This window comes from Streptomyces sp. NPDC005438 (assembly GCF_040606315.1).
Taxonomy (GTDB): Bacteria; Actinomycetota; Actinomycetes; order Streptomycetales; family Streptomycetaceae; genus Streptomyces.
Genome location: NZ_JBEXEP010000001.1, coordinates 1,130,884 through 1,154,887 on the forward strand (window position 1 = coordinate 1,130,884; position 24,004 = coordinate 1,154,887).

The 24,004-nt window shown below is 71.3% G+C and carries 23 protein-coding genes and 2 pseudogenes; 12 read left to right on the forward strand and 13 right to left on the reverse strand.

Annotated features, from left to right (window positions below; genetic code table 11):
• Positions 1-2 precede the first annotated feature (2 nt).
• Entirely contained in the window at positions 3-434 is a 432-nt protein-coding gene (locus tag ABZT14_RS04730; protein ID WP_356296863.1) for an organic hydroperoxide resistance protein, read from the forward strand.
• 21 nt (positions 435-455) lie between these two features.
• Here ABZT14_RS04730 and ABZT14_RS04735 read toward each other — a convergent pair whose 3' ends face one another.
• Together ABZT14_RS04735 and ABZT14_RS04740 are read right to left on the reverse strand one after the other, a co-directional pair.
• Entirely contained in the window at positions 456-1,472 is a 1,017-nt protein-coding gene (locus tag ABZT14_RS04735; RefSeq protein ID WP_356296865.1) for an alcohol dehydrogenase catalytic domain-containing protein, read from the reverse strand.
• Positions 1,473-1,790: 318 nt separating this feature from the next.
• The gene (locus tag ABZT14_RS04740) at positions 1,791-2,732 is read right to left on the reverse strand and encodes an SGNH/GDSL hydrolase family protein (protein ID WP_356296868.1); all 942 of its coding nucleotides are present in this window, start codon (positions 2,730-2,732) and stop codon (positions 1,791-1,793) included.
• A 321-nt stretch (positions 2,733-3,053) separates the two neighbouring features.
• Between ABZT14_RS04740 and ABZT14_RS04745 the strand changes: the two genes are divergently transcribed.
• From ABZT14_RS04745 to ABZT14_RS04770, 6 genes and pseudogenes are all read left to right on the forward strand, one after another.
• The gene (locus tag ABZT14_RS04745; protein WP_356296871.1) at positions 3,054-3,548 is read left to right on the forward strand and encodes a DUF3145 domain-containing protein; all 495 of its coding nucleotides are present in this window, start codon (positions 3,054-3,056) and stop codon (positions 3,546-3,548) included.
• Positions 3,549-3,599: 51 nt separating this feature from the next.
• The gene (locus ABZT14_RS04750; protein WP_356296873.1) at positions 3,600-4,472 is read left to right on the forward strand and encodes an NAD(P)-dependent oxidoreductase; all 873 of its coding nucleotides are present in this window, start codon (positions 3,600-3,602) and stop codon (positions 4,470-4,472) included.
• A gap of 272 nt (positions 4,473-4,744) precedes the next feature.
• Positions 4,745-5,578, forward strand: coding sequence for a hypothetical protein (locus ABZT14_RS04755; RefSeq protein ID WP_356296876.1), 834 nt, complete (start codon positions 4,745-4,747; stop codon positions 5,576-5,578).
• Between the two features lie 128 nt (positions 5,579-5,706).
• Complete coding sequence (locus ABZT14_RS04760; protein ID WP_356296878.1) at positions 5,707-6,222, forward strand: Asp23/Gls24 family envelope stress response protein; 516 nt, start codon at positions 5,707-5,709, stop codon at positions 6,220-6,222.
• 113 nt (positions 6,223-6,335) lie between these two features.
• Positions 6,336-6,959, forward strand: coding sequence for a histone protein (locus ABZT14_RS04765; RefSeq protein ID WP_356296881.1), 624 nt, complete (start codon positions 6,336-6,338; stop codon positions 6,957-6,959).
• 34 nt (positions 6,960-6,993) lie between these two features.
• Positions 6,994-7,689 (forward strand): annotated as a pseudogene (locus ABZT14_RS04770) (SRPBCC family protein); the annotation flags it as partial.
• 87 nt (positions 7,690-7,776) lie between these two features.
• Here the strand turns inward: ABZT14_RS04770 and bla are convergent.
• The 7 genes from bla to ABZT14_RS04805 all read right to left on the reverse strand — a co-directional run bounded on the left by bla (position 7,777) and on the right by ABZT14_RS04805 (position 14,369).
• A complete protein-coding gene (gene bla, locus ABZT14_RS04775) occupies positions 7,777-8,670 on the reverse strand; it encodes a class A beta-lactamase (RefSeq protein WP_356296884.1) in 894 nt (297 codons plus the stop codon).
• 76 nt (positions 8,671-8,746) lie between these two features.
• Positions 8,747-9,160, reverse strand: coding sequence for a thioesterase family protein (locus ABZT14_RS04780; protein ID WP_356296887.1), 414 nt, complete (start codon positions 9,158-9,160; stop codon positions 8,747-8,749).
• A gap of 173 nt (positions 9,161-9,333) precedes the next feature.
• Positions 9,334-10,596: a beta-ketoacyl-[acyl-carrier-protein] synthase family protein gene (locus ABZT14_RS04785; RefSeq protein ID WP_356296890.1), complete on the reverse strand. Its 1,263-nt coding sequence runs from the start codon at positions 10,594-10,596 to the stop codon at positions 9,334-9,336.
• Between the two features lie 169 nt (positions 10,597-10,765).
• Complete coding sequence (locus ABZT14_RS04790; protein ID WP_356296893.1) at positions 10,766-11,014, reverse strand: acyl carrier protein; 249 nt, start codon at positions 11,012-11,014, stop codon at positions 10,766-10,768.
• 75 nt (positions 11,015-11,089) lie between these two features.
• The gene (locus tag ABZT14_RS04795; protein ID WP_356296896.1) at positions 11,090-12,094 is read right to left on the reverse strand and encodes a ketoacyl-ACP synthase III; all 1,005 of its coding nucleotides are present in this window, start codon (positions 12,092-12,094) and stop codon (positions 11,090-11,092) included.
• A 12-nt stretch (positions 12,095-12,106) separates the two neighbouring features.
• Positions 12,107-13,057: an ACP S-malonyltransferase gene (locus tag ABZT14_RS04800; protein ID WP_356296898.1), complete on the reverse strand. Its 951-nt coding sequence runs from the start codon at positions 13,055-13,057 to the stop codon at positions 12,107-12,109.
• A gap of 97 nt (positions 13,058-13,154) precedes the next feature.
• Positions 13,155-14,369 carry a helix-turn-helix domain-containing protein gene (locus ABZT14_RS04805; RefSeq protein WP_356296900.1) on the reverse strand — a complete coding sequence of 405 codons (1,215 nt, stop codon included), beginning with the start codon at positions 14,367-14,369 and terminating at the stop codon, positions 13,155-13,157.
• A gap of 89 nt (positions 14,370-14,458) precedes the next feature.
• Here ABZT14_RS04805 and ABZT14_RS04810 point away from each other — a divergent pair, with 89 nt between their 5' ends.
• The gene (locus ABZT14_RS04810; RefSeq protein ID WP_356296903.1) at positions 14,459-15,130 is read left to right on the forward strand and encodes a pirin family protein; all 672 of its coding nucleotides are present in this window, start codon (positions 14,459-14,461) and stop codon (positions 15,128-15,130) included.
• A 27-nt stretch (positions 15,131-15,157) separates the two neighbouring features.
• Here the strand turns inward: ABZT14_RS04810 and ABZT14_RS04815 are convergent, their stop codons facing one another.
• The gene (locus tag ABZT14_RS04815; RefSeq protein ID WP_356296905.1) at positions 15,158-15,970 is read right to left on the reverse strand and encodes a serine hydrolase domain-containing protein; all 813 of its coding nucleotides are present in this window, start codon (positions 15,968-15,970) and stop codon (positions 15,158-15,160) included.
• Positions 15,971-16,058: 88 nt separating this feature from the next.
• Here ABZT14_RS04815 and ABZT14_RS04820 point away from each other — a divergent pair, with 88 nt between their 5' ends.
• A complete protein-coding gene (locus ABZT14_RS04820) occupies positions 16,059-16,535 on the forward strand; it encodes a MerR family transcriptional regulator (RefSeq protein WP_356296908.1) in 477 nt (158 codons plus the stop codon).
• Positions 16,532-17,557 carry an aldo/keto reductase gene (locus ABZT14_RS04825; RefSeq protein ID WP_356296911.1) on the forward strand — a complete coding sequence of 342 codons (1,026 nt, stop codon included), beginning with the start codon at positions 16,532-16,534 and terminating at the stop codon, positions 17,555-17,557. Before ABZT14_RS04820 ends, ABZT14_RS04825 begins: the two co-directional genes overlap by 4 nt.
• A gap of 71 nt (positions 17,558-17,628) precedes the next feature.
• Here ABZT14_RS04825 and ABZT14_RS04830 read toward each other — a convergent pair whose 3' ends face one another.
• Both ABZT14_RS04830 and ABZT14_RS04835 read right to left on the reverse strand, forming a co-directional pair.
• Entirely contained in the window at positions 17,629-18,507 is an 879-nt protein-coding gene (locus ABZT14_RS04830; RefSeq protein ID WP_356296914.1) for a DUF4429 domain-containing protein, read from the reverse strand.
• Between the two features lie 943 nt (positions 18,508-19,450).
• Positions 19,451-20,092 carry a TetR family transcriptional regulator gene (locus ABZT14_RS04835; protein WP_356296917.1) on the reverse strand — a complete coding sequence of 214 codons (642 nt, stop codon included), beginning with the start codon at positions 20,090-20,092 and terminating at the stop codon, positions 19,451-19,453.
• A gap of 149 nt (positions 20,093-20,241) precedes the next feature.
• On the opposite strand from ABZT14_RS04835, the gene ABZT14_RS04840 reads away from it, so the two are divergent.
• On the forward strand, positions 20,242-21,840 hold the full coding sequence (locus tag ABZT14_RS04840) for an MFS transporter (protein ID WP_356296920.1): 1,599 nt from the start codon (positions 20,242-20,244) through the stop codon (positions 21,838-21,840).
• A gap of 474 nt (positions 21,841-22,314) precedes the next feature.
• Positions 22,315-22,767 carry a peptidase inhibitor family I36 protein gene (locus ABZT14_RS04845; protein WP_356296923.1) on the forward strand — a complete coding sequence of 151 codons (453 nt, stop codon included), beginning with the start codon at positions 22,315-22,317 and terminating at the stop codon, positions 22,765-22,767.
• A gap of 96 nt (positions 22,768-22,863) precedes the next feature.
• On the opposite strand, the pseudogene ABZT14_RS04850 reads toward ABZT14_RS04845, so the two are convergent.
• Positions 22,864-24,004: pseudogene (locus tag ABZT14_RS04850) on the reverse strand (pyruvate dehydrogenase (acetyl-transferring), homodimeric type); the annotation flags it as partial.

The window sequence follows — 24,004 nt, forward strand, 5'->3', positions numbered from 1 at the left end:
CCATGTCTCCACAGCAACCGATCAAGGAGCTGTACGTCGCCGAGGCCACCGCCCGGGGAGGCCGCGACGGCAGGGTCACCTCGGACGACGGCCAGCTGGACCTGACCGTCAACACCCCACGGGAGATGGGGGGTTCGGGGCAGGGCACCAACCCCGAACAGCTCTTCGCCGCCGGCTACGGCGCCTGCTTCCACAGCGCGTTCCACCTGGTCGCCCGCCGCGAGCGGGTGGACGTCAGCGGCTCCACGGTCACCGCCCGGGTGGCCATCGGCCAGACCGACGACGGAGGCTACGGGCTACGGGTCACCCTGGTCACCACCGTTCCCGGACGGGACGAGGAGGAGGTTCGCCCGCTGGTCGAGGCGGCGCACCAGGTGTGCCCCTACTCCCGGGCCACCCGAGGCAACATCGAGGTGGAGCTGCGGATCGGCTGAGCCGCGCCCCAGGAGCGCGGTTCAGGGGTGCAGCAGCACCCGCCCCACCCGGGGATCGTCACCGGTCACCAGCTCCATCGCGGTGGCGAACTCCTCCAGCCCCAGCCGGTGACTCACCAGGCCACTGGGATCGACCACCCCGTCCCGCAGGGCCCGTACCGCGACCGTCCAGGCGCGGGAGGGCGCCGGTCCCAGGGCGCGCACCGTCACCTGGCGGGTGGTCAACAGGGCCGGGTCCAACCCCAGGGCACCGGGCTCGGTGGGCGCGGCCAGCACCAGGCGACCGCCGGGGCGGAGGGCGACACAGCCGTCCGCCCCGGTACGCGGCCCACCCAGGGTGTCGATCACCAGGTCCCAGCAGCCGTCGAGGTCACCCCCCGGGTACAGCTCGTCCAGGTCCGCGCTGTCGGTGGCCCCCATGCCGAAGGCCGCGTCCGCCCGGGGCACCCGGGGCTCCACCACCAGCAACTGCCGCACCCCACGGGACGCCAGCAGCTGTACGGTCAGCAGCCCGACGGTCCCGGCGCCGATCACCGCGACCCGCTCCCCGTACCCGGGCGCACCCGCCTCCACCGCCGCCACCGCCTCGGCGGTGGGAGCGGCCAGGGCGGCGGCCGACAGGTCGCCGTCGTCGGGCAGGGCGTGCAGCGAGGTCGCCGGAACGGTCACCGCGTCCGCGAAGGCACCCGGGGGGATGGCCGCCCGTTCCCGGTGCACCGCGCAGAGTTCGGCGGCACCCTCCCGGCAACGGTCACAGGCGCCGCACCCCCGCAGGGGCTCGCCCACCACCCGCCGGCCCACCAGCGCGGGGTCCACTCCCTCACCCACCCCGTCCACCGTGCCGGACCACTCGTGCCCGGGCACCACGGGGTAGCGGTGCGGGTGGGTCCCCTCGTACAGCGACCGGTCCCGGGGGCTGACCGCCGCCGCGTACACCGCGACCCGTGCCTCGCCGGGCCCGGGGTGGGCCAGGGGTCCCCGCACCAGACGGTGTCGGCCCGGTCCGTCCACGATCACCGCGCGGGCGGTCCTGGTCATGGTGCTCCTCGGGCGTCGGGCGGCCCCAACTCTGGTGGCCGGCGGGCGAGTTCGACACCAGGTCGGACCGGCGCGAACTGATCGCATTCTGCCCCTGAGGAACCGATCGGTGGAAATCCGTCCCGGTGCGGGCGAGGTGCGGCCCGGCGGGGACGATCAGCGAGCCCGTGGCGGACGGCGGCCAGCGGACGGTGCCCTGTGAACGGCACCGCGATGGCCGGAGCGAAATCAGCCGCCGTCCCGCCCGTCACCCCTCGAACGTGGGTGCCCGTGCGCCGGGCGCCCCGGAGTGGTGCGGGGTGCGGAGCGGTGGGCGGTTCAGTGGGGTGCGCGCGCGGAGACGATCTGGCGGTAGGTGAGCGCGGACAGCTTCCGTTGCCCCTGCTTGCTGGGGTGGAAGTAGTCCCACTTGCTCAGCTCCTCGGTGGTGAAGCGGTAGTCGTAGACCGCGCCGTTGTCGTACCGGCAGCGGTCGTCCGTGGCACAGACCTCGCGCAGCGCCCGGTTGTAGGCCCGCACCCGCTGGTGCACCGTCTCCCGCCGCTTCGTGGCGGTCGCGTCCGTCGACTTGGCGTCCTTCAGCATCGACTGGCAGATGCCGAGGTTCCACACGCCCACCCCGAAGGGGCTGGTGCTGCCCTGCTGCCACAGCCGCTTGAGGTTGGGCACGCTGGCCACGTACAGCTGTGACCTGGGGGACTTCTCGCGCAGCATCCGAAGGCCCCGGTTGAAGTCGGCGCGGAACTCGCTGACCGGGGTCATCTCCCCGACCGTCTTGGTGCAGGCGTCGTTGCCCCCGATCATCACGGTCACCAGGTCCGGGCGGTCGTCGGCGGCCTTGTCCAACTGGGCCGGCAACTCGTCCATCTTGGCGCCGCTGCGGGCCAGGTTGGTGGCCTGGCGCGAGGGGTTCCTGAGCAGCCGGCTGGCCAGGCTGTTGACCGAGGGGTCGGTGCCGGTGGACCAGGACACCTTGGGGCAGTCCGACATCAGCGAGCAGGCGTCGAAACCCCGGGTTATGGAGTCGCCCACCGCGGTGAGGGTCCTGGGCTTGGTGTTCCAGGGGATGGTGGGTGCCTTGGGCTGGGCGGAGGAACGCTCACGCTTGGTGTGCAGGTCGCCGTTCTTGTCCCCGTCTCCCTGGCTACAGCCCGCCAGTCCCGCCACACTGAGTGAGGTGAGCAGGGCCACCGTGATCACGGTGCTTCGCCGTCCGGCCTTCCGGCGGCCGGGTGAGTGGTCTGGGCGCTCGGCGCTCATGGACTTCCCCGTTCCCTGGACATCTCCACGACGGTACGTCACCTGACGTGGATTCCGGGGGTGATGGCGAACACCTGTGACGCCCATCGTTCGTCTGTGACATTGGTGGTGTCTGAGGGTGAGGGCGGATCGGGGCATCTTCCCGCAGCGCTTCCTTTTCAGGGAGAAATGCCAGCAATGGTGTTTACTGTTCGTAACCTTGAGAGCTGGTAGTGAAGTGGTTGATGGTGCAGAATGTCAGGCGCTCAACCGGCCCCTGGCCGCCGGGCACCCGGGCCACTGCCGGCGTAGCGCCAGTGCCCCACAGCACAGGAGGTCCCGATGACGACACGTGGAGTCCTGTATGTGCACTCCGCGCCCCGCGCGTTGTGCCCGCATGTGGAGTGGGCCGTGACGGGAGTGTTGGGTGACCGGGTCAGTCTCGACTGGACTCCCCAACCGGCCTCGCCCGGCACCTGGCGGGCCGAACTCTCCTGGCAGGGCAGCCCCTCCACCGCCTCCAGACTCGCCTCCGCGCTCCGAGGCTGGGACCTGCTGCGTTACGAGGTGACCGCCGAGCCCTGCCCCACCGCCGAGGGCGAGCGCTACAGCTCCACCCCCGCCCTGGGGATCTTCCACGCGGTCACCGGCATCCACGGCGACATCCTGATCCCCGAGGACCGGTTGCGGGCGGCGGTGACCCGCTCCCACGAGGGAGAGGGGCGGTTGGAGGACGAGCTGCAACGGCTGTTGGGCAAACCATGGGACGACGAGCTGGAGCCCTTTCGCTATGCAGGCGAGGGCGCCCCGGTCCGCTGGCTGCACCAGGTCGTCTGACCCCGGTCGAGCCCCACGGAGTGCGGGCCCGCACCCCGTACGGTGGGCGCCATGTCTGACTCACTCTCAGTAGCCGTCCTGGGAACCGGGACCATGGGCGCTCCGATGGCCGCCAACCTCGCCCGCGCCGACGGCGTACGGGTACGGGTGTGGAACCGCACCCGGTCCAAAGCCGAACCGCTGGCCGCGCAGGGGGCGGAGGTCTGCGACACCCCCGCGCAGGCGGTGCGGGGCGCCGACGTGGTGCTGACCATGCTGTACGACGGCCCGACGGTGGCCTCGGCCATGGAGGCGGCCAGCCCCGGACTGCGTGCCGACGCCGTGTGGTTGCAGTGCACCACGGTGGGTGTGGCGGGACTGGAGCCGCTGCGGGAGCTGGCCCGACAGTGGGGGCTGACCCTGGTGGACGCCCCGGTCCTCGGCACCAGGCAGCCGGCCCAGCAGGGGCAGTTGGTCGTTCTGGCGGCCGGCCCGTCCGGGGTGCGCGGGCGTCTGGAACCCGTGCTGTCGGCGATCGGTTCCCGTACCCGGTGGGTCGCGGAGGAACCGGGAGCGGCCACCCGGTTGAAGCTGGTGTGCAACAGCTGGGTACTCACCGTCACCCACGGGGTCGCGGAGGCGCTGGCCCTCGCCCGGGGGCTGGAGGTCGACCCGGCCGACTTCCTGGACGCCGTGGCCGGCGGTGCCCTGGACATGGGGTATCTGCGGGCCAAGGCGACTCTGCTGGAGTCCGGGGACCTGACCCCCAGCTTCGCGGTGGACACCGCGCTCAAGGATGCCGGGCTGATCGTGGGGGCCGCCCAGGAGGCCGGGGTACGTCTGGACCTGGCCGAGGCCGGTCGGGAACGGTTCGCCCGAGCCTCCCAACTCGGTTACGGCGCCGAGGACATGGCGGCCTCCTACCACGCCAGCTTCGACGGCTGAGCCGGTACCGGTCGGGTGCGCCCCGGGTCGGCTGACGGCCACTCAGGGGGACCCGCTCGCGCCGCTCCGGGACCTCGGCTCGTACCGCCGCGGGGTGTGGGGCGCGGCGGTGACCGGGTCCGCTGGGCGGAGGTGGACGCGTCCGTGCGGGCACTCGGTGTGGGCCTCGGCGGCGTGCGGTGGCGATCGCCCGGTAGGCGGGGGAATGGCACACTGGACTTTCCGGGCGAAACGCCCAGAGCATTCGTACGCCACCCGAAGGTGCGGTCGTCATGGACGACACAGACAACGCCGAGGACCCGGAGAATCACCAGGTCGACACGGGTGGGCCTCCCACGGACGGGGCGGGCCCACCCCAGCACGTGTCGGCCGTGGATGTCGGGGTCACCAGGAAGAACACCGGAGAGCCGGCCGGGGACCACACCGCCACCCCGGACGTCCGGCTCGACGTCCCCAGCCTCCACCTCGACGAGGTCGACCTCCAGGTGGAGGACCTCACCGCCCACGTCGCGCTCAACGCCGAGGTCCTCGACCTGCTCAAGCTCAGCGTCGGGGCCGACGTACGGCTCGGCGCGGTACGGCTGGGGCTCACCGGGGTCGAGGCCCAGGCCGAACTCGACGTCCGGCTGGGCCATGTCGCCGCGATCATCGAACGGGTACTGACCACCATCGACCGCAACCCGGAGATCCTCCGGCAGGTGGCCCGAGGGGCGGTCACCGCCGTGGAGGAGGCCGGGCGCGGAGCGGGCCGGGTGCTCGACGAGGCGGGAGAGGACGTCGGAACGGCCATCGAGGCGACCGGACGCGCCACCGGTCAGGCCGTCGAGACCACCGGCCGGGTGGCCGAGCGCGCGACGGAGACCGCCGAAGGGGCGGTCGACCAGGCGGCGGACGAGGTGACCGAGGTCGCCGAGCGGGCTCCCGCGCGGGCCCGAGAAGTCACCGAACCAGCGTCCCCGTGGACCGAGGACGACCACCCCCCGGCCCGGAACGGCCAGCGGCCCGCCTCTCGCGGACGCCCGCGCAGGCCCGCCGTCCGAGGGGCGTCGAACGGTCACGGCCACCACCGACGTGCCCCGCGAGGGCACCCACGCTCACATCCCTGACCGCTCCGCCGACCGGGGCCCGGCGGGGCTTCCCACCCACCCGGTGCCGTCCACCGTGACCGCGCCCCTCCTCCGTCGAGGAAGTACGGAGGGGGACCAGGAGAAGCACAGACGAAGGGAGACCGGACATGAACGCCGAGGAAGCCCGTACGACGAAGGACGGCAAGGGGAACGGCACGGTGGCGGGCCGTACCCACATCGCGGAGGTGGTGGTCGAGTCCATCGCGGGCGTGGCCACCAAGGAGGCGCCCGGCGTCCACGCGATGGGCGGCGGTGTCTCCCGGGCGATGGGCGCGGTGCGTGACCGCCTGCCGTCCAGCGGTGAGGACAACACCCGGGGCGTCCACGCGGAGGTCGGCGAGAAGCAGGCCGCCATCGACGTGGGTTTCGTCGTCGAGTACGGGACGGCCATCACCGACACGGCACGTCAGGTGCGGTCCAACGTGTCCCGTGCGGTCGGGAAGATGACCGGGCTGGAGGTGGTCGAGGTCAACGTGGACGTCCTCGACATCCACGTACCGGGCGACTCCGAGGACTCGGAGGACGGCGAGGGTGACGGCGGTGCTGACGGCGCCCAGCGTTCGGCCCGGGGGCGTTCCGAGGACTCCGGTACCGCTCTCGCCGGGCGGACCCGCGTGGAGTGACGCGAGGGGTCCGTCCCGGGACATCCGGTAGGGACCGCCTCGTGGGGCACCCGGCGGACGCGCTGAGCGCCGGTGCGCGCCGGCCCCACCACCCGCAGAGATGAGGAAAACCCATGGAAGACACCAGGAAGGCCGCACTCGCCGCCGCCGTACTGGGCGGCTACGTGCTCGGCCGCACCAGGAAGGGGCGACTGGCGCTGGTGACGGCGGTCGCGCTCGCCGGCCGCAAGGGGGGCATGGAGCCTCGACGACTGGTCGCCGACGGAGCGCGGCGTCTCGGTGAGATACCCCAGGTCGCCCAGCTGCGACAGCAGATCGGCGAGGAGGGCGCCCGTACCGCACGGGCCGCCCTGGGCACGGTGGTCGACCGGGGCGTGGGGTCCCTGGCGGAGGCGATCAGTGCCCGTACCCCCTCCGTCGGGGCGGACCCCACGGCCCCCGAGGACCCCACGGATTCAGCGGACGACCAGCCGGACGAGGAGGGCGGGACGGACGACGAGGGGCCGGCCGGGGAGGCGGCGGACGACGAGGACGAACCGGACGCGCACGAGGACGCCGAGGACGCCGAACGTGCGGGCTCGCGGCGGAGGAGGCGGGCTCCGAAGAGGACGACGTCCACGGACGGCGTCCGACGTACCGCCCCGGCGAGGAAGACCGCGCCGGCCAGGAAGTCCACGTCCCAGAAGGCGCCGTCCGGCCGGAGTTCCGGCGGCCAGCGCCGTGACCGCCAGGAGTAGCGCCATGACCGGGCAGACGACGAACGGCACCGCGATGGGCCAGCTGCGCGAGGCGGTAGGCGCCTACGTCACGCACCGGGTGGGGGCCGCCGCCGGCAAGCTCGGTGAGCGGGTCAGCGGGGTGACCGGCAAGCTCGGTGACTTCGTGGAGAACGGTGGACGGACCGGCGGGGACCAGGAACCGGACTCCTCGGACGGGGGCCAGGTGACCCCCGGTGACACCAAGACGACCAGCATCGTCGAGGTGCTGGACGTGGGGGTCCCGCTGAGGACGGCCTACGACTGCTGGACGCGGTACGAGGAGTTCGGTCGGTTCGCCAAGGGGGTGGAGTCGGTCACCCAGGACGACGACACCGCGAGCACCTGGAGCGCCAGGATCGGCCCCTCCTCACGTTCCTTCGAGGCCACCGTGCAGGAGCAGATACCGGACGACCGCATCGTGTGGACCTCCACGGGGGCCAAGGGCTCCACCCAGGGAGCGGTCAGCTTCCACGAGTTGACGCCCACCCTCACGCGGATGGTGCTGGTCGTGGAGTACCACCCGGCGGGCTTCTTCGAGAAGACCGCCAACCTCTGGCGGGCCCAGGGCCGCCGGGTACGGCTGGACTTCAAGCACTTCCAGCGGTACGTCACGCTCGTGGAGGAGGAACCGCGCGGGTGGCGGGGCGAGATCAGGGACGGGGAGGTCGTCCGCACCGACGAGGAGGTGCGGGCCGAGGAGGAGTCGGACGCTCCCTCCGGGGACGACTCCGAGGAGAGCTGACCTGGCAGGGGGACACCTCCTGTGCCCCCTTACGCGACGGACCGGTGGTCCACCTCAGGTCAGGGCGGCCACCACCTGCCGGGTGACCTCGGCGATCAGGGCCTCCCGGGGCGCGGCGTCCTGGTCGGGCCGGTCGGTGAGCACGGCCAGCACCAGCGGTTCGTCGTCCGGCGGCCACAGCAGGCCGACATCGTGGGCCCGGCCGTAGTTGCCGGTGCCGGTCTTGTCGGCCACCTTCCAGCCCTTCGGCACTCCGGCCCGGATGCGCTGGTCACCGGTGGTGTTGCGGAGCAACCAGCCCCTGAGCAGGGCCCGTTGGGCGGTGGGCAGGGTGTCGCCGAGCAGCAGGGCGCGGTAACAGCCGGCGACCGCCCGGGGGGTGGTGGTGTCGCGGGTGTCCCGGGGGCCGCCCCGGTTCAGTTCGGGTTCGTAGCGGTCCATCCGGCTGGCCCTGTCCCCGAGCCCGCGCAGGTAGGAGGTCAGCCCCCGTGGTCCGCCGACGTCCCGCATCAGCAGGTTGCCGGCCGTGCCGTCGCTGTGGCGGATGGCGGCGTCACACAGCTGACGTACGGTCATGCCCTCGTCGACGTGACGCCGGGTGACCGGAGAGAGGGAGTTGACCTCCTCCCGGGTGTAGGTCACCCGGTCCTCCAGGTGCTCCGTCGGATGCCGGTCCAGGACCGCGCCCACGGCCAGCGCCTTGAAGGTGGAGCAGAACGCGAAGCGTTCGTCCGCGCGGTGGGTCAGGGTGGCACCGCTGCCCGTGGCGAGGGCGTAGACCCTGAGCCGTGCGCCGTGCGCCCGCTCCAACGCGGCGAAGGCGGGAGTGGGGGAGGGACGGGACGAACGCGGGGAGGGCGAGGCGTCCTCGGACCTTCCCGGACCGCCCCCGGAGCAGCCGGCCAGGGGCAGCAGGGCGGCGGCCAGTACGGCACGACGCGGGGGCACAACCCGTACGAGGGACAACCGGGGACCTGCCTTCTCGGGACGTGGGGCGGATCCGCTCCCGTGGGGACTCTCGGGTTCAGGAGCCGAACGGGGCGCGCAGGTCCTCGGGCGGGAGGGCGGGGCGCAGGCTGGCGGTGTCCACCCAGACGTAGCGGTTGAGGACCTCCGCCACTCGCGCCTCCTCGCGCAGCACCGTGAACCGCAGGGTCAGCGAGGTGCGTCCCAGGCGCTCGGTACGGGCCTCCACCACCAGCTCCTCGTCGAAACGGCAGGGGGCCAGGTAGCGCACCGTGGCCTCGGCGACCACCAGGTCGTACCCCCGTCCGGTGACCTCCTGGTGCGAGCCGAACAATGTGTTCAGGGTGGCGAAGCACGCCATGTCGGCCCAGGCGAGGTAGTGGGCGTTGAAGACGATGCCCTGGGGGTCGCACTCGTGGTAGCGCACCCGCAGCGGCATCCGTACCAGGGGTGGGTCCGACCTCGTGCCCACTGCGCCAGCCCCTCTCCTCGCCCGGGATGTCCGGCGCTCAAGTTAGCAGCGGTCGCGCGGGGTCGGCCCTCCGCCCTCGTCCGGTCTCCGCGCCGGAGCGGTGCCGGCGGAACCGCGAGTGGGGCCGCCCGAGGTGGTCTCGGACGGTCCCACTCGCGGGTGTCGCGGTCGGCTCAGACCGTACGGAAGGCCAGCACCACGTTGTGGCCGCCGAAGCCGAAGGAGTTGTTCAGCCCGGCGATGGTGCCCTGGGGCAGGTCGCGCGCCTCGTCACGGACGATGTCGGCGTCGGCCTCCGGGTCCAGCTCGGTGATGTTGATGGTCGGCGGAGCCTTCCGGTGGTACAGGGCCAGCACGGTGGCCACCGTCTCCACCCCGCCCGCGCCGCCGAGCAGGTGCCCGGTCATCGACTTGGTGCCGGAGATCGCCATGTGGTCGACGTCCTCGCCGAACACCCGGCGCAGCGCGAGCAGTTCGGCGATGTCACCCTTCGGGGTCGAGGTGGCGTGCGCGTTGATGTGCATCACCTCGGAGGGCTTGAAGTCCGTCCGGTCGGCGAGGTTCTGTAGTGCCTGGGCGATGCCCCGGCCGGAGGGTTCCGGCTGGGTGATGTGGTGGCTGTCGGCCGAGATGCCCTGGCCGATCACCTCCCCGTACACCCGGGCCCCGCGCCGGCTGGCGTGCTCGGCCGACTCCAGGATCACCACCCCCGCGCCCTCGCCGAGGACGAAGCCGTTGCGGCTGACGTCGTACGGACGGGAGGCGCCCTGGGGGTCGTCGTTGCTCTTGGACATCGCCATCATGTTGCCGAACGCGGCGATCGGCAGCGGGTGCATACAGGCCTCGGTGCCCCCCGCGACGACCACGTCGGCACGGCCGGTACGGATCATCTCCACCGCGTAGCCCACCGCCTCCGAACCGGAGGCGCAGGCGGACACCGGAGTGTGCACCCCGGCCTGGGCGTTGACGTCCAGACCCACGTTGGCCGAGGGGCTGTTGGGCATCAGCATGGGCACCGTGTGCGGTGACACCTTGCGGACGCCCTTCTCCCGCAGCACGTCCCACTGGTCGAGGAGGGTGGTGACCCCGCCGATGCCCGAGGCGATCGCGGTACCGAGCCGCTCGGGAGCGACGTCGGCGCCCTCGCCGGCCCGGCCCTCGAAACCGGCGTCCGCCCACGCCTCCCGCGCCGCCACCAGGGCGAACTGCGCGGATCGGTCCAGCTTGCGGGCCTGCGGGCGGGGGATCAGCTCGGTCGGCTCCACGGCCGCCTGCGCCGCGATACGCACCGGCAGTTGGGCGGCCCACTCCTCTTCGAGGGCGGTGACCCCGGATCGTCCGGCGAGCAGCCCCTCCCAGGTCGAGGTGCTGTCTCCGCCCAGGGGCGTGGTCGCACCCACACCTGTGACGACCACGGAGTGAGAGGTCGCGTTCACCGGAACTCCTTTGCCGGGAGGCGTCATCGGCCACCCTGACTGGTTGTGTCGAGCGTCTGTCAGGGCCGACGAGTACGAGCCGCCCCGGCCACGGGGACCGGGCCGGCCCTGGTCGGCCCGCTGGCCGGCTGCCGGACGGCCGGGGGTCCCGGTACCCGACAGCCGTGGCTCAGCTCTGGTGCTTGGCGATGTAGTTGACGGCGTCGCCCACGGTCACGAGGTCCTTGACGTCGTCGTCCGGGATCTTCACACCGAACTTCTCCTCGGCGGAGACGACCACCTCGACCATGGACAGCGAGTCCACGTCCAGGTCGTCGGTGAAGGACTTGTCCAGCTGGACGTCCTCGGTGGGGATACCGGCGATCTCGTTCACGATGTCGGCGAGACCGGCCAGGATCTCTTCGTTGCTGACGGCCATCTGGCGCTCCTTCAGGTGTTGTAGCGGTGAGGGTGGCAGCTTCGGGAAGCCCCGAAGCTGGGGTCTTTTGTGTGCCTATGGGAGGGTAACGACCGCCGCAGCGTAGACGAGCCCCGCCCCGAAACCGATGATCAGCGCGGTGTCTCCGCTCTTGGCCTGCCCGGTCGCCAACATCCGCTCCATGGCCAGCGGGATGGAGGCCGCGGAGGTGTTGCCGGTGGTCTCCACGTCCCGGGCCACGGCCACGCCCGGGGGCAGCTTCAGCGTCTTCACCAGCGAGTCGACGATCCGCATGTTGGCCTGGTGCGGGATGAACACGTCCAGGTCGTCCGGGCTCACTCCCGCCGCGTCCAGGGCGCGCTGGGCCACCTTGGCCATCTCGTAGACCGCCCAGCGGAAAACGGTCTGGCCCTCCTGCCGGAGCGCCGGGAACGGGGTCTCCGGCTTGGTGCGGAACTCCTCCCAGGAAACCGTCTGGGAGATCACGTCCGCCTTGTCACCGTCCGAACCCCACACCGAGGGGCCGATGCCCGGCTCCTTCGAGGGGCCGACCACGACCGCGCCGGCGCCGTCGCCGAACAGGAAGGCGGTGGTGCGGTCGTTGATGTCGGTCAGGTCCGACAGCCGCTCGACACCGACCACCAGGACGTACTCCGCGCTGCCCTCCGTGATCAGCCCCTTGGCGATGGTCAGCCCGTAGCCGAAGCCGGCGCAGGCGGCGGAGATGTCGAAGGCCGCCGCGTCACCGGTGCCCAGACGGTGGGCGATCTCGGTGGCGATGGAGGGGGTCTGCTTGAAGTGCGACACGGTCGAGATGATCACCGCGCCCACCTGGTCGGCGGTGATCCCGGCGTCCACGATCGCCTTGCCGCCGGCCTCCAGGGTCATCTCCGCGACCGACTCGTCCGCGCTCGCCCAGTGCCGGGTACGGATGCCCGAACGGCTGCGGATCCACTCGTCGGAGGAGTCGATGTGCTGGAGGATCTCCTCGTTGTCCACCACCCGCTGCGGGCGGTAGCCGCCCACACCCATGATCCGGGCGTACGGCGATCCCTTGGCTGCTGTGATCTTCGCGGTCATGTCCCCGTGCTCCTATTCGGTGCCGCGCACGGCGTCGGCGCCATGCTCCGCGATCAACTGGCGTGCGGGTTCCAGGTCTTCGGGCGTCTTCAGGGCCTGGTACGGGAGCCCGGGCAGGGCCCGCTTGGCGAGCCCGGTCAGGGTGCCGCCCGGGCACAGTTCGATCAGTGCGGTGACCCCCAGCTTCTGGAAGGTCTCCATGCACAGGTCCCAACGGACCGGGTGGGACACCTGGTTGACCAGACGGGCGAGGATCTCGCCGCCCGAGTCGACCGTTCCACCGTCCTGGTTGGACACGAAGCACACCGTCGGCTCGGCCGGCGTCAGGTCGGCGACCGCCGCCTCCAGGGCGGAGACCGCGGGCTCCATGTGGTGGGTGTGGAAGGCGCCGGCGACCTTCAGGGGCGCCACCCGGCGTACCCCCTCCGGCTTGTCCTCCGCCAGCGCGGCGAGCTGCTCCAGGGTGCCGGCCGCCACGATCTGGCCGGCGCCGTTGATGTTGGCCGGGGTCAGCCCCAGCTTCTCCAGATGGGGGGTGACCGTCTCGGGGTCGCCGCCCAGCAGGGCCGCCATGCCGGTCTCGGTGACCGTGGCAGCCTCGGCCATGGCCTGTCCGCGACGGCGTACCAGGCGCATGGACTCGACCGGGGTGAGCGCACCGGACAGGGCGGCGGCGGCCAGTTCGCCCACACTGTGGCCGGCCACCACACCGGCGGCCCGGTCGGTCGGGGTGTCCCCCAGCAGGGCCCGGGCGGAGGCCAACGCGGAGGCCACCAGCAGGGGTTGGGCCACCGCGGTGTCGCGGATCTGGTCCGCGTCGCCCTCGGTGCCGTACTGGATCAGGTCGAGGTCGATGGCCTCGGACCACTGGCGGAGCAGGTCCGTGACACCGGGGACCTCAAGCCATGGGGCGAGGAATCCGGGCTTCTGGGCACCTTGGCCGGGAGCGACAAGTACAAGCACCCTCACACTCTCTCCTGTGGAGGGTGGTTGGTACTGGTGGGGACCGAGACGAAGAACTCGTAAGTGAATTGTCCGGCCCCCACAAAGCCCCCGTCCGTCAGGCCCCCACGTCCCCCTCTGTGAGACGCCCCAGTATGAGGGCCACCCGCAGCGTGAACGCCGAGCGCACATCCGAGGGGGACCATCCGGTGACATCGGTCACCCTGCGAAGCCGGTAGCGCACCGTATTGGGGTGTACGAACAACATCCGGGCCGCGCCCTCCAGGCTGGACGCCTGCTCCAGGTACACGCTGAGCGTCTCCAGCAGGGCGGAGCCCGCCTCGTCCAGCGGCCGGTAGATCTCCTCCACCAGCAGCCGCCGCGCCACCGGGTCACCGGCCATCGCCCGCTCCGGCAGCAGGTCGTCCGCCAACACCGGGCGGGGCGCGTCCAGCCACGCGGCGCTGGCCTTCAACCCCGCCGCCGCCGCCCGCGCGGAACGGGTGGCCGAGGGCAGGTCGCTCACCACCGGGCCGGCCACCACCGGTCCCTCCGCGAAGGGGCCGATCAGTGACCTGGCCACCCTCAACGGGTCGTCGCTGCCCCCGGCGATCACCACCAGCCGGCTGCCCAACACCCCGGTCAACACCTGCAACTTGGCGCTGCGGGCCGCCCGACGGATCGCCTCCACGGTCTGCTCGCTGTCCCCCTCGGGGGCGGTGCCCAGCACCACCACCACGTGCTCGGGCGCCTTCCAGCCCAGTGCGGAGGCCCGGGACACCGCGCCCTCGTCGGCCTCGCCGGAGAGCACCGCGTTGACCACCAGGGACTCCAGCCGCGCGTCCCAGGCGCCCCGGGCCTCGGCGGCCTGCGCGTACACCTGGGCGGTGGCGAACGCGATCTCCCGCGCGTACACCAGCAGCGCCTCGCGCAGCACCCCCTCGTCGCCGGGGGCCGCGACCGCGTCGATCTCGGACTCGACGACCTCGATGGTGGTGCGCACCATCTCCACCGTCTGCCGCAGGGTGATCGCCCGGGTCAGTTCCCTCGGCGCGGTGCCGAAGACGTCGGTGCTGATCGCCTGCGGGGTCTCGGGGTGGCGGAACCACTCGGTGAACGCGGCGATACCGGCCTGCGCCACCAGGCCGATCCACGAGCGGTTCTCCGGCGGCATCGCGCGGTACCACGGGAGGTGCTCGTCCATCCGCGCGATGGCCGCCGCCGCCAACCGGCCGGAGGACTGTTCCAGACGTTTCAGGGTCGCCGCGTGCGGGTGGGACTGCCGGGCAGGGACGTTCTGCTCTGACGGCTGCTTCTGTGGGGAATCGGGCACGTCGCCAAGGTTCTCAGATGGCGGGGGTGTTCGCGGACCGGTGTCCCCAACCTCTCCGTTCGACCGATGTGTCGGTCTACGGTGGGCTCATGCTCCAGCTGTGGCACGCGCACCAGCGTTACCGGGGTGGTGACCGGGCCGCCGGGATCGACACCCGGCACGCCTTCTCCTTCTCCGGCTCCTACGCCCCGGACAACCTCCGCTGGGGCCCCCTGGTGGCCTGCAACGAGGAACGGGTGGCGCCCGGCGGGGGCTACGACCTCCACCAGCACCGTGACCTGGAGATCGTCACCTGGGTGCTGGAGGGGGAGTTGGAGCACCGGGACTCCACCGGCCAGCGCACCGTGGTGCGCCCCGGCGACGTCCAGCGGCTGTACGCGGGCTCGGGGGCGCGGCACGAGGAACGGCAGTACGGCGAGGGGCCGTTGAGGTTCCTCCAGATGTGGCTGCTGCCCCTCCACTTCGGGGGTGAGCCGGAGTACGAGGTGGTGCGGGGCATCGCCGACGGCACCCCCTTCGCCCCCCGCCAGGCGGACGCCCTGCTCCATTTGCGGAGGCTGGGGGCCGGCCAGCGGCTGGTGCTCCCCGAGGCGCCCTGGACCTATGTCCACCTCGCTCGGGGGCGGTTGGCCCTGGACGAGGGCGAACTGGACGAGGGCGGGGCGGTGCGCTCCCGGGACGAGCCCCGACGTGAACTGCGGGCGTTGACCGAGGTGGAGTGCCTGGTGTGGGAGCTGTACGCGGAGCCGGAGTTCGGCTGAGCCCCGGGCCGGGCGCGGCCGGAGGGGTCAGCGCAACTCGTCGAGCACCGCGTCGGTGAGCCGGGGCCAGGCCTCGATCGCCCAGGGCCCGAAGTCGCGGTCGGTGAGCAGCACCATGGCGTGGCGGGCCTCGGGGTCCACCCACAGGAAGGTGCCGGACTGTCCGAAGTGGCCGAAGGTACGGGGTGAGGAGGAGGCGCCGGTCCAGTGCGGGTCCTTGGTGCCCCGGATCTCGAAGCCCAGGCCCCAGTCGTTGGGCGACTGGTTGCCGTACCCGGGCAGCACGCCCTTCAGCCCGGGGAAGACCACCTTGGTGGCCGTGTCGAGGGTGGAGGGGTCCAGCAGCCGGGGGGCCTGGAGTTCGGCGGCGAACCGGGAGAGGTCGGCGGCGGTGGAGCGGCCGTCCTTGGCGGCGGAGCCGGGGAGCGAGGTGTCGTCCATCCCGAGGGGCTCCAGCACGGCCTGCCGCAGGTACTCGGCGAAGGGGATGCCGCAGCCCTTCTCCAGGTGTTCGGCCAGCACCTCGAAGCCGGCGTTGGAGTACAGGCGGCGGGTCCCGGGCTCCGCCATCGACCGGTGCTCGTCGAAGGCCAGCCCCGAGGTGTGGGCCAGCAGGTGGCGCACCGTGGATCCGGGCGGACCGGCCGGCTCGTCCAGTTCCAGCGCCCCTTCCTCCACGGCGAGCAGCATGGCGTAGGCGGCCAGGGGCTTGGTCACCGAGGCCAGGGCGAACACCTGGTCCTGGGGGCCGTGGGCGCCGGCCACCCGGCCGTCGGCGTCGACCACCGCGACGGCGGCGTGGGGGACGGGCCAGGTGTCGATCGTCCGCAAGCTCTCCATGGCCCCGAGCCTAACGTGGGTGGGACGGCCGGATTTCACCCCCGTCGGGGCTTGCCTGGAGTGGACTCCAAGTCCGTAGCGTGCCTGTATGAGCATCTCCCAGACCGAATCGGCGGAAGTGCCCGACCGGGCGGTGTCGGCGTCCTGCGCGGTGCCCTCCGAGGGCGCCCCCCGGCTCCCGGACGGGCAGGACCGCTACACCATCAGCGAGGTCGCCGACCGCACCGGGCTCAGCGCCCACACCCTGCGCTGGTACGAGCGGATCGGGCTGATGCCTCATGTGACCCGCTCCCACACCGGACAGCGACGCTTCACCAACCGTGACCTGGACTGGTTGGAGACGGTCGGCAAGCTGCGGCTGACCGGGATGACGGTGTCCGACATGGTGCGGTACGCCGAACTCGTCCGCGCGGGGGAGCACACCTTCCCCGAGCGTGAGGCCCTGCTGCGCGCCACCCGGGAGCAGGTGCGGGAGCGCATCAGCGCGCTCAGGGACACGCTGGAGCTGCTGGACTACAAGATCGACCACTATGCCGGCAAGACCGCTGGAAAGGCCGTGAGTTGACCGTGAAGGACACACCTGTCGACACCGCCGTACTCGGAGCCGACGGCCCGGAGGTCGGCGTCCAGGGACTGGGCTGCATGGGCATGAGCTTCGCCTACGGGCCCACCGACACCGACCAGGCCCGCGCCACCCTGGAACGCGCCCTGGAACTGGGCGTCACCCTCTGGGACACGGCCGACTTCTACGGCGCCGGGGACAACGAGCGGTTCCTCGCCCCGCTGCTGAGGACCCACCGTGACCAGGTGGTACTGGCCACCAAGTGCGGTCTGAAGCCCACCTCGGAGGGTCTGTTCGGCCCACGGAAGATCAGCAACCACCCCGACTACATCCGCGAGTGCGTCGACGCCAGCCTCAGCCGGCTGGGGGTGGAGCGGATCGACCTGTACTACCTCCACCGGCGTGACGTGTCGGTACCGCTGGAGGAGAGCGTCGGCGCCCTGGCCGAACTGGTCCAACGGGGCAAGCTCCGTTCGCTGGGGCTGAGCGAGGTCACCGGGGACGAGCTGCGCCAGGCCCACTCGGTGCACCCCATCAGCGCGCTGCAGTCCGAGTGGTCACTGTTCTCCCGGGACGTGGAGCGCACCGCCGTGCCCGCCGCCAGCGAACTCGGGGTCGCCGTGGTGCCCTACTCCCCGCTGGGTCGGGGCTTCCTCACCGGTTCCTTCGTACGGGCCGAGAAGGAGCTGGGCGGCGAGGACTTCCGGTCCACCATGCCCCGCTTCACCGGGGAGAACGCCGCCGCGAACGCCGCTCTGCTGGAGCCGGTACGCGAGGTGGCCCAGCGCCACGGGGCGAGCCCGGGGCAGATCGCCCTGGCCTGGGTGCACCGACGGGCCCAGGTCTGGGGGACCACCGTGGTGCCGATCCCCGGCACCCGTCGTCCGGCCCGCCTGGAGGAGAACACGGCCGCCACCCGCGTCCGGCTGAGCGAGGAGGACCTGGCGTTGCTGGATCCGATCGCGGACCGGGTGGCCGGCGACCGTTACGCCGACATGAGTTCCACGGCCGCCGGCCGCGAGTGACCTCGCCCGTGCCGGTCCGTCGGTGCGGGGGCTCCGCTTTGTGGCCCCGGCACCGACGCACCGGCACCGGATCACAACTCGGCCAGCAACTGCGCCTTCTTGGCGCTGAACTCCTCCTCGGTCAGCAGCCCCGCCGAGTGCAGTTCGCCCAGGTGACGGATGCGCTCGGCGATGTCGGCGGGGTCCGCCCGGGCGCAGTTCACCGGGGTCGCCGGAGCGACCGTTTCCCCCGTCGGGCCGGCCTCCCGGATCGCTCCGAGCACCGCCGCGGCGAACGGCAGCGACTCGTGGACCAGCCCGTATCCGAGACCGAACACCACGGCGGACGGGTCCTGGTCGGCCTCGCCGGGACGGTCCGCCGCGTCCTCCCCGCGCCGACGCAGTCGTAGGTGGCCGTTGAAGACCTCCGGCGACCGCCACTCGACCTCCTCCAACTCCCCTACGGAGAAGCTCTGGTCACCCGCCTTCCATTTGGCCGAGGACGCCCCGGTCCAGAACCACCGGAAGGTCACCGAGGATCCGTCGAAGGAGGCCTTGCCGTCGTACGCCTTGAAGCTCAGGGGAGGCTTGGGGGCGGCAACCAAAAACCTTTCAGCAGGCTTCCGCGCGTCCGGCGGCAGGGCACTACGCAGCTCCGTCGCGTAGTAGTCGGCCAGCGTCTCCCGCTCGGCCGGCAGCACCAGGCGATAGGGGTCGCTGGCCTCCTTCAGTTGTCCGTCGGCGGCGTCCATCAGCGGGTCGGCCCCCGGCCTGGGGGTCAGCCTCAACGCCACGGTGCCCCGTTTGCTCCCGGGTGTCAGCTCGACGTCGCTCAACGCCTCGTACGGCACCCGCCGCTCCCCAAGCGTCTGCAGCAGCTTGGGCGCGCGGATCCCCCGTTCGAAGCGGATGAGCACAGCGTCGGTCTCGAACTCCCAGGTGGAGTTGCTTCCGGCCAGTACGTCACCCATGCGGCTCATCGTAAGCGGCGACCGCCCTCCCGTCCCTAGTTTGCGGTGCTACCGAAGAGAGCCCGGTCAGACCGCCGCGTGATCTCGCCACTCCGGTACGACGTCCCCCCGGTCGGTCCGTACGGGGGCGGGGCGGGCCCTTCCCGCCCTGCTCAGCGGGCTGCTTTCACCCTGTTCAGAGGTGTGGGGGAGCGCTTCTCCGGGGCCCCGTGGCGTCCTCGCCCAGCCCTGTGAACTCCGCCCTGCCCCCGAGGTCGTGCCGCGGCTGGTGGTGGTCCTCCACCGGCCCGGTCCGGCCCGGTGGCGTGGGGCGGGGCGACCCCGTTGGTGCGGGACCGGGACCTATGGGTGGTGGCTCCGGCGTTCTCTCTTCCGGGGTTCTTCGGGCTGGCTTCCCGGGGTTCTCGGTTCGGGGCCCGTCGGGTCCTGGGGGCGTCGACCGGTCGGGGTGTCGCTTCCTTTGCTCGTCCCACCCGCCCGGGGCGGGGCGTCCGGGCTGTCGGCCCGTGAGTGTCATTCACCCTGAGTTCCTGGCGGTTGCTGTCCGTCGAGGGCGAAGGGGGGAGGCCCCCGGTGGCGGTCCGGCGCGGTGCCGGTGTGGGGGAGCGGACGGTGCGATGCCCCTCAGCGTGGGCATCAGGGGGTCGGCGTCGGTTCGGCTGGCGCCCTCGGCGGCCCGTTGGGCGGGGCGGACGCCCCTTGGTGCCGGCTTCCCGACCGTGGGCCGGCTGGTGGGTCGCGGGTTCGCACGGGTGCGGGTCGGCGGGGCGGCTGGAGGGCCTCTGTCGATGGTCGGGGGAGCGGGGCGTGACCGTGGTCGACCTCCGTTCGAGGTGGTTCGGTACCGAACCCGGAACCGCGCTGGTGCCGGTCTGGTGTCGTCCGGGGTTGCCCAGGCGCCACACCCGTTCAGGAGCCCCATGGACGTCGGCGACTCCGTCAGTCAGCTGCCGGTCGAGGCCTTCGCGTGCCAGTCGCCGTGCAGGTCGGGTGAGAAGTGGGCCATGTACCGGAAGACGTGCTCGCGTATCGAGGCGATGGTGATCTCGTCACCGGTGGCCCAACATCGACTGGCCGCCTGCATCACTCCACAGAAGGCGGCCACCAGCACACGCGGCCGTATGTCCACATCCGGGTCCACACCGGTCCGTTGGGCGATGAGACCGGCCAGGTGCTCCTCCTGGTTGACGGAGCGGCGCATCTGGGCGGCCAGCAGTGTGGGGGTCGTCTCGACGACCTGCCAGACCCTCATGTGCACGTGGAGCGGCACGATCGCCTGGAGTTCCTCGCCGATCTGGTCCCACACTTCCGCCAGGGCCGCCAGCAGGGCCTGCTGGGGCGGTTCGTCCGCCGGCCTGTCGCGTACCGCCTCCAGATACCTGGACTCCACGACGTCCGTCAGGGCGAACACCACCTCCTCCTTGCTGGAGAAGTAGCGGAAGAAGGTGCGTTGGGAGATCTCGACCGACTCGGAGATCTCGTCGACGGTGGTCTCCTCGTACCCCTTGGTCGCGATCAGCTCGTAGGCGGCTCGGATCAGGGCGTCCCTGGTCTGCTGCTTCTTCCGCTCGCGCAGTCCGGCCACCGCGACCACTTCCGTTCTTCCGACTCCCCGAAGAACCCGGGGAGTTGTCACTGGCATCGTCCCTGCTCACAGGCTGTGTGAGCGAGATGACATCTATAGACGAAAAATCTGTTTGTCAATTGTCAGCCGCTGTCAATAGTCTCCCCGTCATGAGCTCCCAGACTCCCGTCGTCGGCAAGTCATCGCCTGGGCCAGAGCCCAAGCCACAGGAGGGGGTACGTGGCCATCCCTGGCTCACCCTCCTCACCGTGGGCATAGGCGTGATGATGGTGGCCCTGGACGGAACCATCGTCGCCATCGCCAACCCCGCCATCAAGAACGACCTGAAGGCCAGCCTCGCCGATGTCCAGTGGATCACCAACGGCTATCTGCTCGCGTTGGCCGTAGCGCTGATCACCGCCGGCAAGCTGGGGGACCGGTTCGGGCACCGCCAGACCTTCCTGGTCGGAGTCGTGGGCTTCGCCCTCTCCTCGGGGATCATCGGGTTGTCCGGGAGCGTCTCGCTGTTGGTCACCTTCCGGGTGTTGCAGGGGTTGTTCGGCGCGCTGCTGATGCCGGCCGCTCTCGGGTTGCTGCGGGCGACCTTCCCCGCGGAGAAGCTCAACACCGCGATCGGCATCTGGGGTGCGGTCATCGGTGCCTCGACCGCCGGCGGGCCGATCGTCGGCGGGCTGTTGGTCGAGCACGTCAACTGGGAGTCGGTGTTCTTCATCAACGTCCCGGTCGGTGTGCTGGCCCTGCTGATGGGGCTGGCCATCCTGGTCGACCACCGCGCCGAGCGCGCTCCGCGTTCCTTCGACCTGCCGGGCATCGTGCTGCTGTCGTCGGCGATGTTCTGCCTGGTGTGGGCGATCATCAAGGCCCCTGACTGGGCCTGGGGCGACACCAAGACCATCGGGTTCCTGGTCGCCTCCGCCGTCCTCCTCGTCGCGTTCACCGTGTGGGAGTCCCGGGTCACCGAACCGCTGCTGCCCCTGAGCCTGTTCCGTTCGGTGCCTCTGAGTGCCGGCACCGTACTGATGGTGCTGATGGCCTTCGGCTTCATGGGCGGCATCTTCTTCGTCACCTTCTACCTACAGAACGTGCAGGGCATGAGCCCGGTCAAGAGCGGCCTGCACCTGCTGCCGCTGACCGGCATCATGATCGTCTCCTCTCCGTTGGCCGGCGCCCTGATCACCAAGATCGGCCCCCGTGTGCCCCTGGTCGCGGCGATGTCGGTGACCTGTGTGGCCCTGTTCGGCATGTCCACCCTGGACGTCGACAGCAGCACCGTCGTCACCTCGGCCTGGTTCGCCCTGCTGGGGCTGGGGCTCGCCCCGGTGATGGTGGGAGCCACCGACGTGATCGTGGGCAACGCTCCCCTGGAACACGCGGGTGTGGCGGGTGGCCTCCAGCAGTCGGCCATGCAGATCGGTGGAAGCCTGGGCACCGCCGTGCTCGGGGCCGTCACGGCTTCCCGCGTACACGAGGAACTGCCGACCAGGTGGGCCGAGGAGAAGCAGCTGCCTCCCTTGAAGCCCGAGCAGGCCGACCAGTTGAAGGAGGGGGCCGAGGTCGGACTCGCCCCTCAACTGCCGAACGTCCCTGAGCAGGTCAACGACGCGATCGCGCGGGTTGTCCACGGCTCGTTCATCGACGGCATGGGCCGCGCGTTCCTGTTCGCCGGGGTGGTCGGCGCGGTGGCGTCGGTGGTGGCGGTGTTCACCAAGCAGGGCAAGAACGACGCCGGTCCCAGCGTGCACGTCTGACCGTCCACGTCTCTCCTCCGGCCTGGGCCGGGTGGTCACGGCACCTCGGTGCCGGCCGCCCGGCCCAGATCCTTTACCGCTGGGTGTCCGTCCTCGGCACTTCATTCGCTGTTGGTCCCCCCCCGCTGGCGACGGCATGTCGGTCGAACGCGCCCAGCGACCGGACCTGGTCGGGAGGGGCGTGCTGACGGTGATCAGCGTGCGATTCGTCCCGGGAGTCAGCAACCCCTGTGGATAACTGGTCAGTTGTGCATAACCGGTGCACTCGACCCGGTGAACGCGGCGGAAAACTCTTGGCGATCTTCCCGAAGCCGGACAGCCTGGTCATCGAGACGCGGTCACACGGGGTTCCACGTTCCGTCCTCCACCCATCGCCGGGCAGTGAGACGGGCGTTCGACAAGAGGGCCGCGCTCAGTCGATCTGACCCGCCGGGCCTCTCAACCGGGCCCGGCGCTGATACGGGGAGTCACACCATGACGTTCACACCACGAGGCGGACTGACCGTTCCCACCCGACCGCGCTGGGACCGGTCGTTCTGGGCCCTCCTGGCCATGGCGATGCTGGCTGCGTGGTGGATGACGCCGGGCTCCGCGCAGGGGGCTCCGGCACCGACCGCACGGACGGCCGTCGTCAACGGCAAGACCTCGCTGGGGAGTTGTCAGGCGGGGCGGTTCTGTCTGTGGCAGAAGTCCGGCTTCCGAGGGAAGCGGCACGGCTTCGACCTGACGAACACCGACATCGAGAGCTGCGTCGCCCTGCCCAAGGGCGTCAGCGCATCCTCACTGGGCAACGAGACGGGCCGTCCGGTGACGGTCTTCCAGAGCGCGCACTGTGCCGAGACAGCGGAGTTCCACACCTACCCGACGGGTTCCTGGGCCCCCAAGCCGCGGTACGAGGTGCGGGCGTTCAAGATCAGGGAAAGGTGAGTGGGGAGCGACCTGGCGCCCTCGTCCGCCAAGGCCCGTGGGGTGGCCCCGACCTCGGTCGGAACCACCCCACGGGGAGGACGAGTCAGGCGTCCGTCAGGCGTCGCCCCCGGCCGCACCCGGGTCGGCGGCGGCCACGTCCATCAACTGGTACCGGTCGATGGCCTGCTTCAGGGCCGACCGGTCGATCTTGCCCTCGCGGGACAACTCGGTGAGCACCGCCAGCACGATCGACTGCGCGTCGATGTGGAAGAACCGGCGAGCCGCTCCACGGGTGTCCGCGAAGCCGAAGCCGTCGGCACCCAGCGACTGGTAGGTGCCCGGCACCCAACGAGCGATCTGGTCGGGTACGGACCGCATCCAGTCCGACACGGCGACCTTCGGGCCCTCCGTGCCGGACAGCTTGCGGGTCACGTACGGCACGTGCTGCTCCTCCTCCGGGTGCAGCAGATTGCGCTCCTCGACCGACACGGCCTCACGGCGCAGCTCGTTCCAGGATGTTGCGGACCAGACGTCGGCCCTGACGTTCCAGTCCCGGGCGAGGATCTCCTGTGCCTCCAGGGCCCAGGGCAGCGCCACACCGGAGGCGAGGATCTGCGCCGGCAGGGTGCCCTCGGCGCCCTCCTGGTAGCGGTAGAGCCCCTTGAGGATGCCCTCGACGTCCACGTTCTCCGGCTCCGCCGGCTGCTGGATCGGCTCGTTGTAGACGGTGAGGTAGTAGAAGATGTCCTCACCCTTGGGGTGCTCGGGGCTGGAGCCGTACATCCGGCGCAGCCCGTCCCTGACGATGTGCGCGATCTCGAAGCCGAAGGCGGGGTCGTAGGAGACGGCCGCCGGGTTGGTGGAGGCCAGCAACTGCGAGTGTCCGTCGGCGTGCTGGAGGCCCTCACCGGTCAGGGTGGTGCGACCGGCGGTGGCGCCCAGCACGAAGCCGCGCGACATCTGGTCGGCCATCTGCCAGAACTGGTCGCCGGTCCGCTGGAACCCGAACATCGAGTAGAAGACGTAGATCGGGATCAGCGGTTCGCCGTGGGTGGCGTGGGCGGAGCCGGCGGCGATCAGAGAGGCGGTGCACCCGGCCTCGGAGATGCCGTCGTGCAGCATCTGACCGTTGGGGGACTCCTTGTAGGCGAGCAGCAGTTCGCGGTCCACCGACTCGTAGGTCTGCCCCAGCGGGTTGTAGATCTTGGCCGAGGGGAAGAAGGAGTCCATTCCGAACGTGCGGTACTCGTCCGGG

What these genes read in the sequence shown, in the direction of transcription:
- ABZT14_RS04735 (WP_356296865.1), bottom strand. Translation starts at nt 1,472, where the DNA reads ATGACCAGGACCGCCCGCGCGGTGATCGTGGACGGACCGGGCCGACAC.
- ABZT14_RS04820 (WP_356296908.1), top strand. Translation starts at nt 16,059, where the DNA reads ATGAGCATCTCCCAGACCGAATCGGCGGAAGTGCCCGACCGGGCGGTG.
- ABZT14_RS04830 (WP_356296914.1), bottom strand. Translation starts at nt 18,507, where the DNA reads ATGGGTGACGTACTGGCCGGAAGCAACTCCACCTGGGAGTTCGAGACC.
- ABZT14_RS04795 (WP_356296896.1), bottom strand. Translation starts at nt 12,094, where the DNA reads ATGACCGCGAAGATCACAGCAGCCAAGGGATCGCCGTACGCCCGGATC.
- ABZT14_RS04740 (WP_356296868.1), bottom strand. Translation starts at nt 2,732, where the DNA reads ATGAGCGCCGAGCGCCCAGACCACTCACCCGGCCGCCGGAAGGCCGGA.
- ABZT14_RS04790 (WP_356296893.1), bottom strand. Translation starts at nt 11,014, where the DNA reads ATGGCCGTCAGCAACGAAGAGATCCTGGCCGGTCTCGCCGACATCGTG.
- ABZT14_RS04745 (WP_356296871.1), top strand. Translation starts at nt 3,054, where the DNA reads ATGACGACACGTGGAGTCCTGTATGTGCACTCCGCGCCCCGCGCGTTG.
- ABZT14_RS04765 (WP_356296881.1), top strand. Translation starts at nt 6,336, where the DNA reads ATGGAAGACACCAGGAAGGCCGCACTCGCCGCCGCCGTACTGGGCGGC.
- ABZT14_RS04845 (WP_356296923.1), top strand. Translation starts at nt 22,315, where the DNA reads ATGACGTTCACACCACGAGGCGGACTGACCGTTCCCACCCGACCGCGC.
- ABZT14_RS04755 (WP_356296876.1), top strand. Translation starts at nt 4,745, where the DNA reads ATGGACGACACAGACAACGCCGAGGACCCGGAGAATCACCAGGTCGAC.
- ABZT14_RS04815 (WP_356296905.1), bottom strand. Translation starts at nt 15,970, where the DNA reads ATGGAGAGCTTGCGGACGATCGACACCTGGCCCGTCCCCCACGCCGCC.
- ABZT14_RS04760 (WP_356296878.1), top strand. Translation starts at nt 5,707, where the DNA reads ATGAACGCCGAGGAAGCCCGTACGACGAAGGACGGCAAGGGGAACGGC.
- ABZT14_RS04730 (WP_356296863.1), top strand. Translation starts at nt 3, where the DNA reads ATGTCTCCACAGCAACCGATCAAGGAGCTGTACGTCGCCGAGGCCACC.
- ABZT14_RS04840 (WP_356296920.1), top strand. Translation starts at nt 20,242, where the DNA reads ATGAGCTCCCAGACTCCCGTCGTCGGCAAGTCATCGCCTGGGCCAGAG.
- ABZT14_RS04810 (WP_356296903.1), top strand. Translation starts at nt 14,459, where the DNA reads ATGCTCCAGCTGTGGCACGCGCACCAGCGTTACCGGGGTGGTGACCGG.
- ABZT14_RS04750 (WP_356296873.1), top strand. Translation starts at nt 3,600, where the DNA reads ATGTCTGACTCACTCTCAGTAGCCGTCCTGGGAACCGGGACCATGGGC.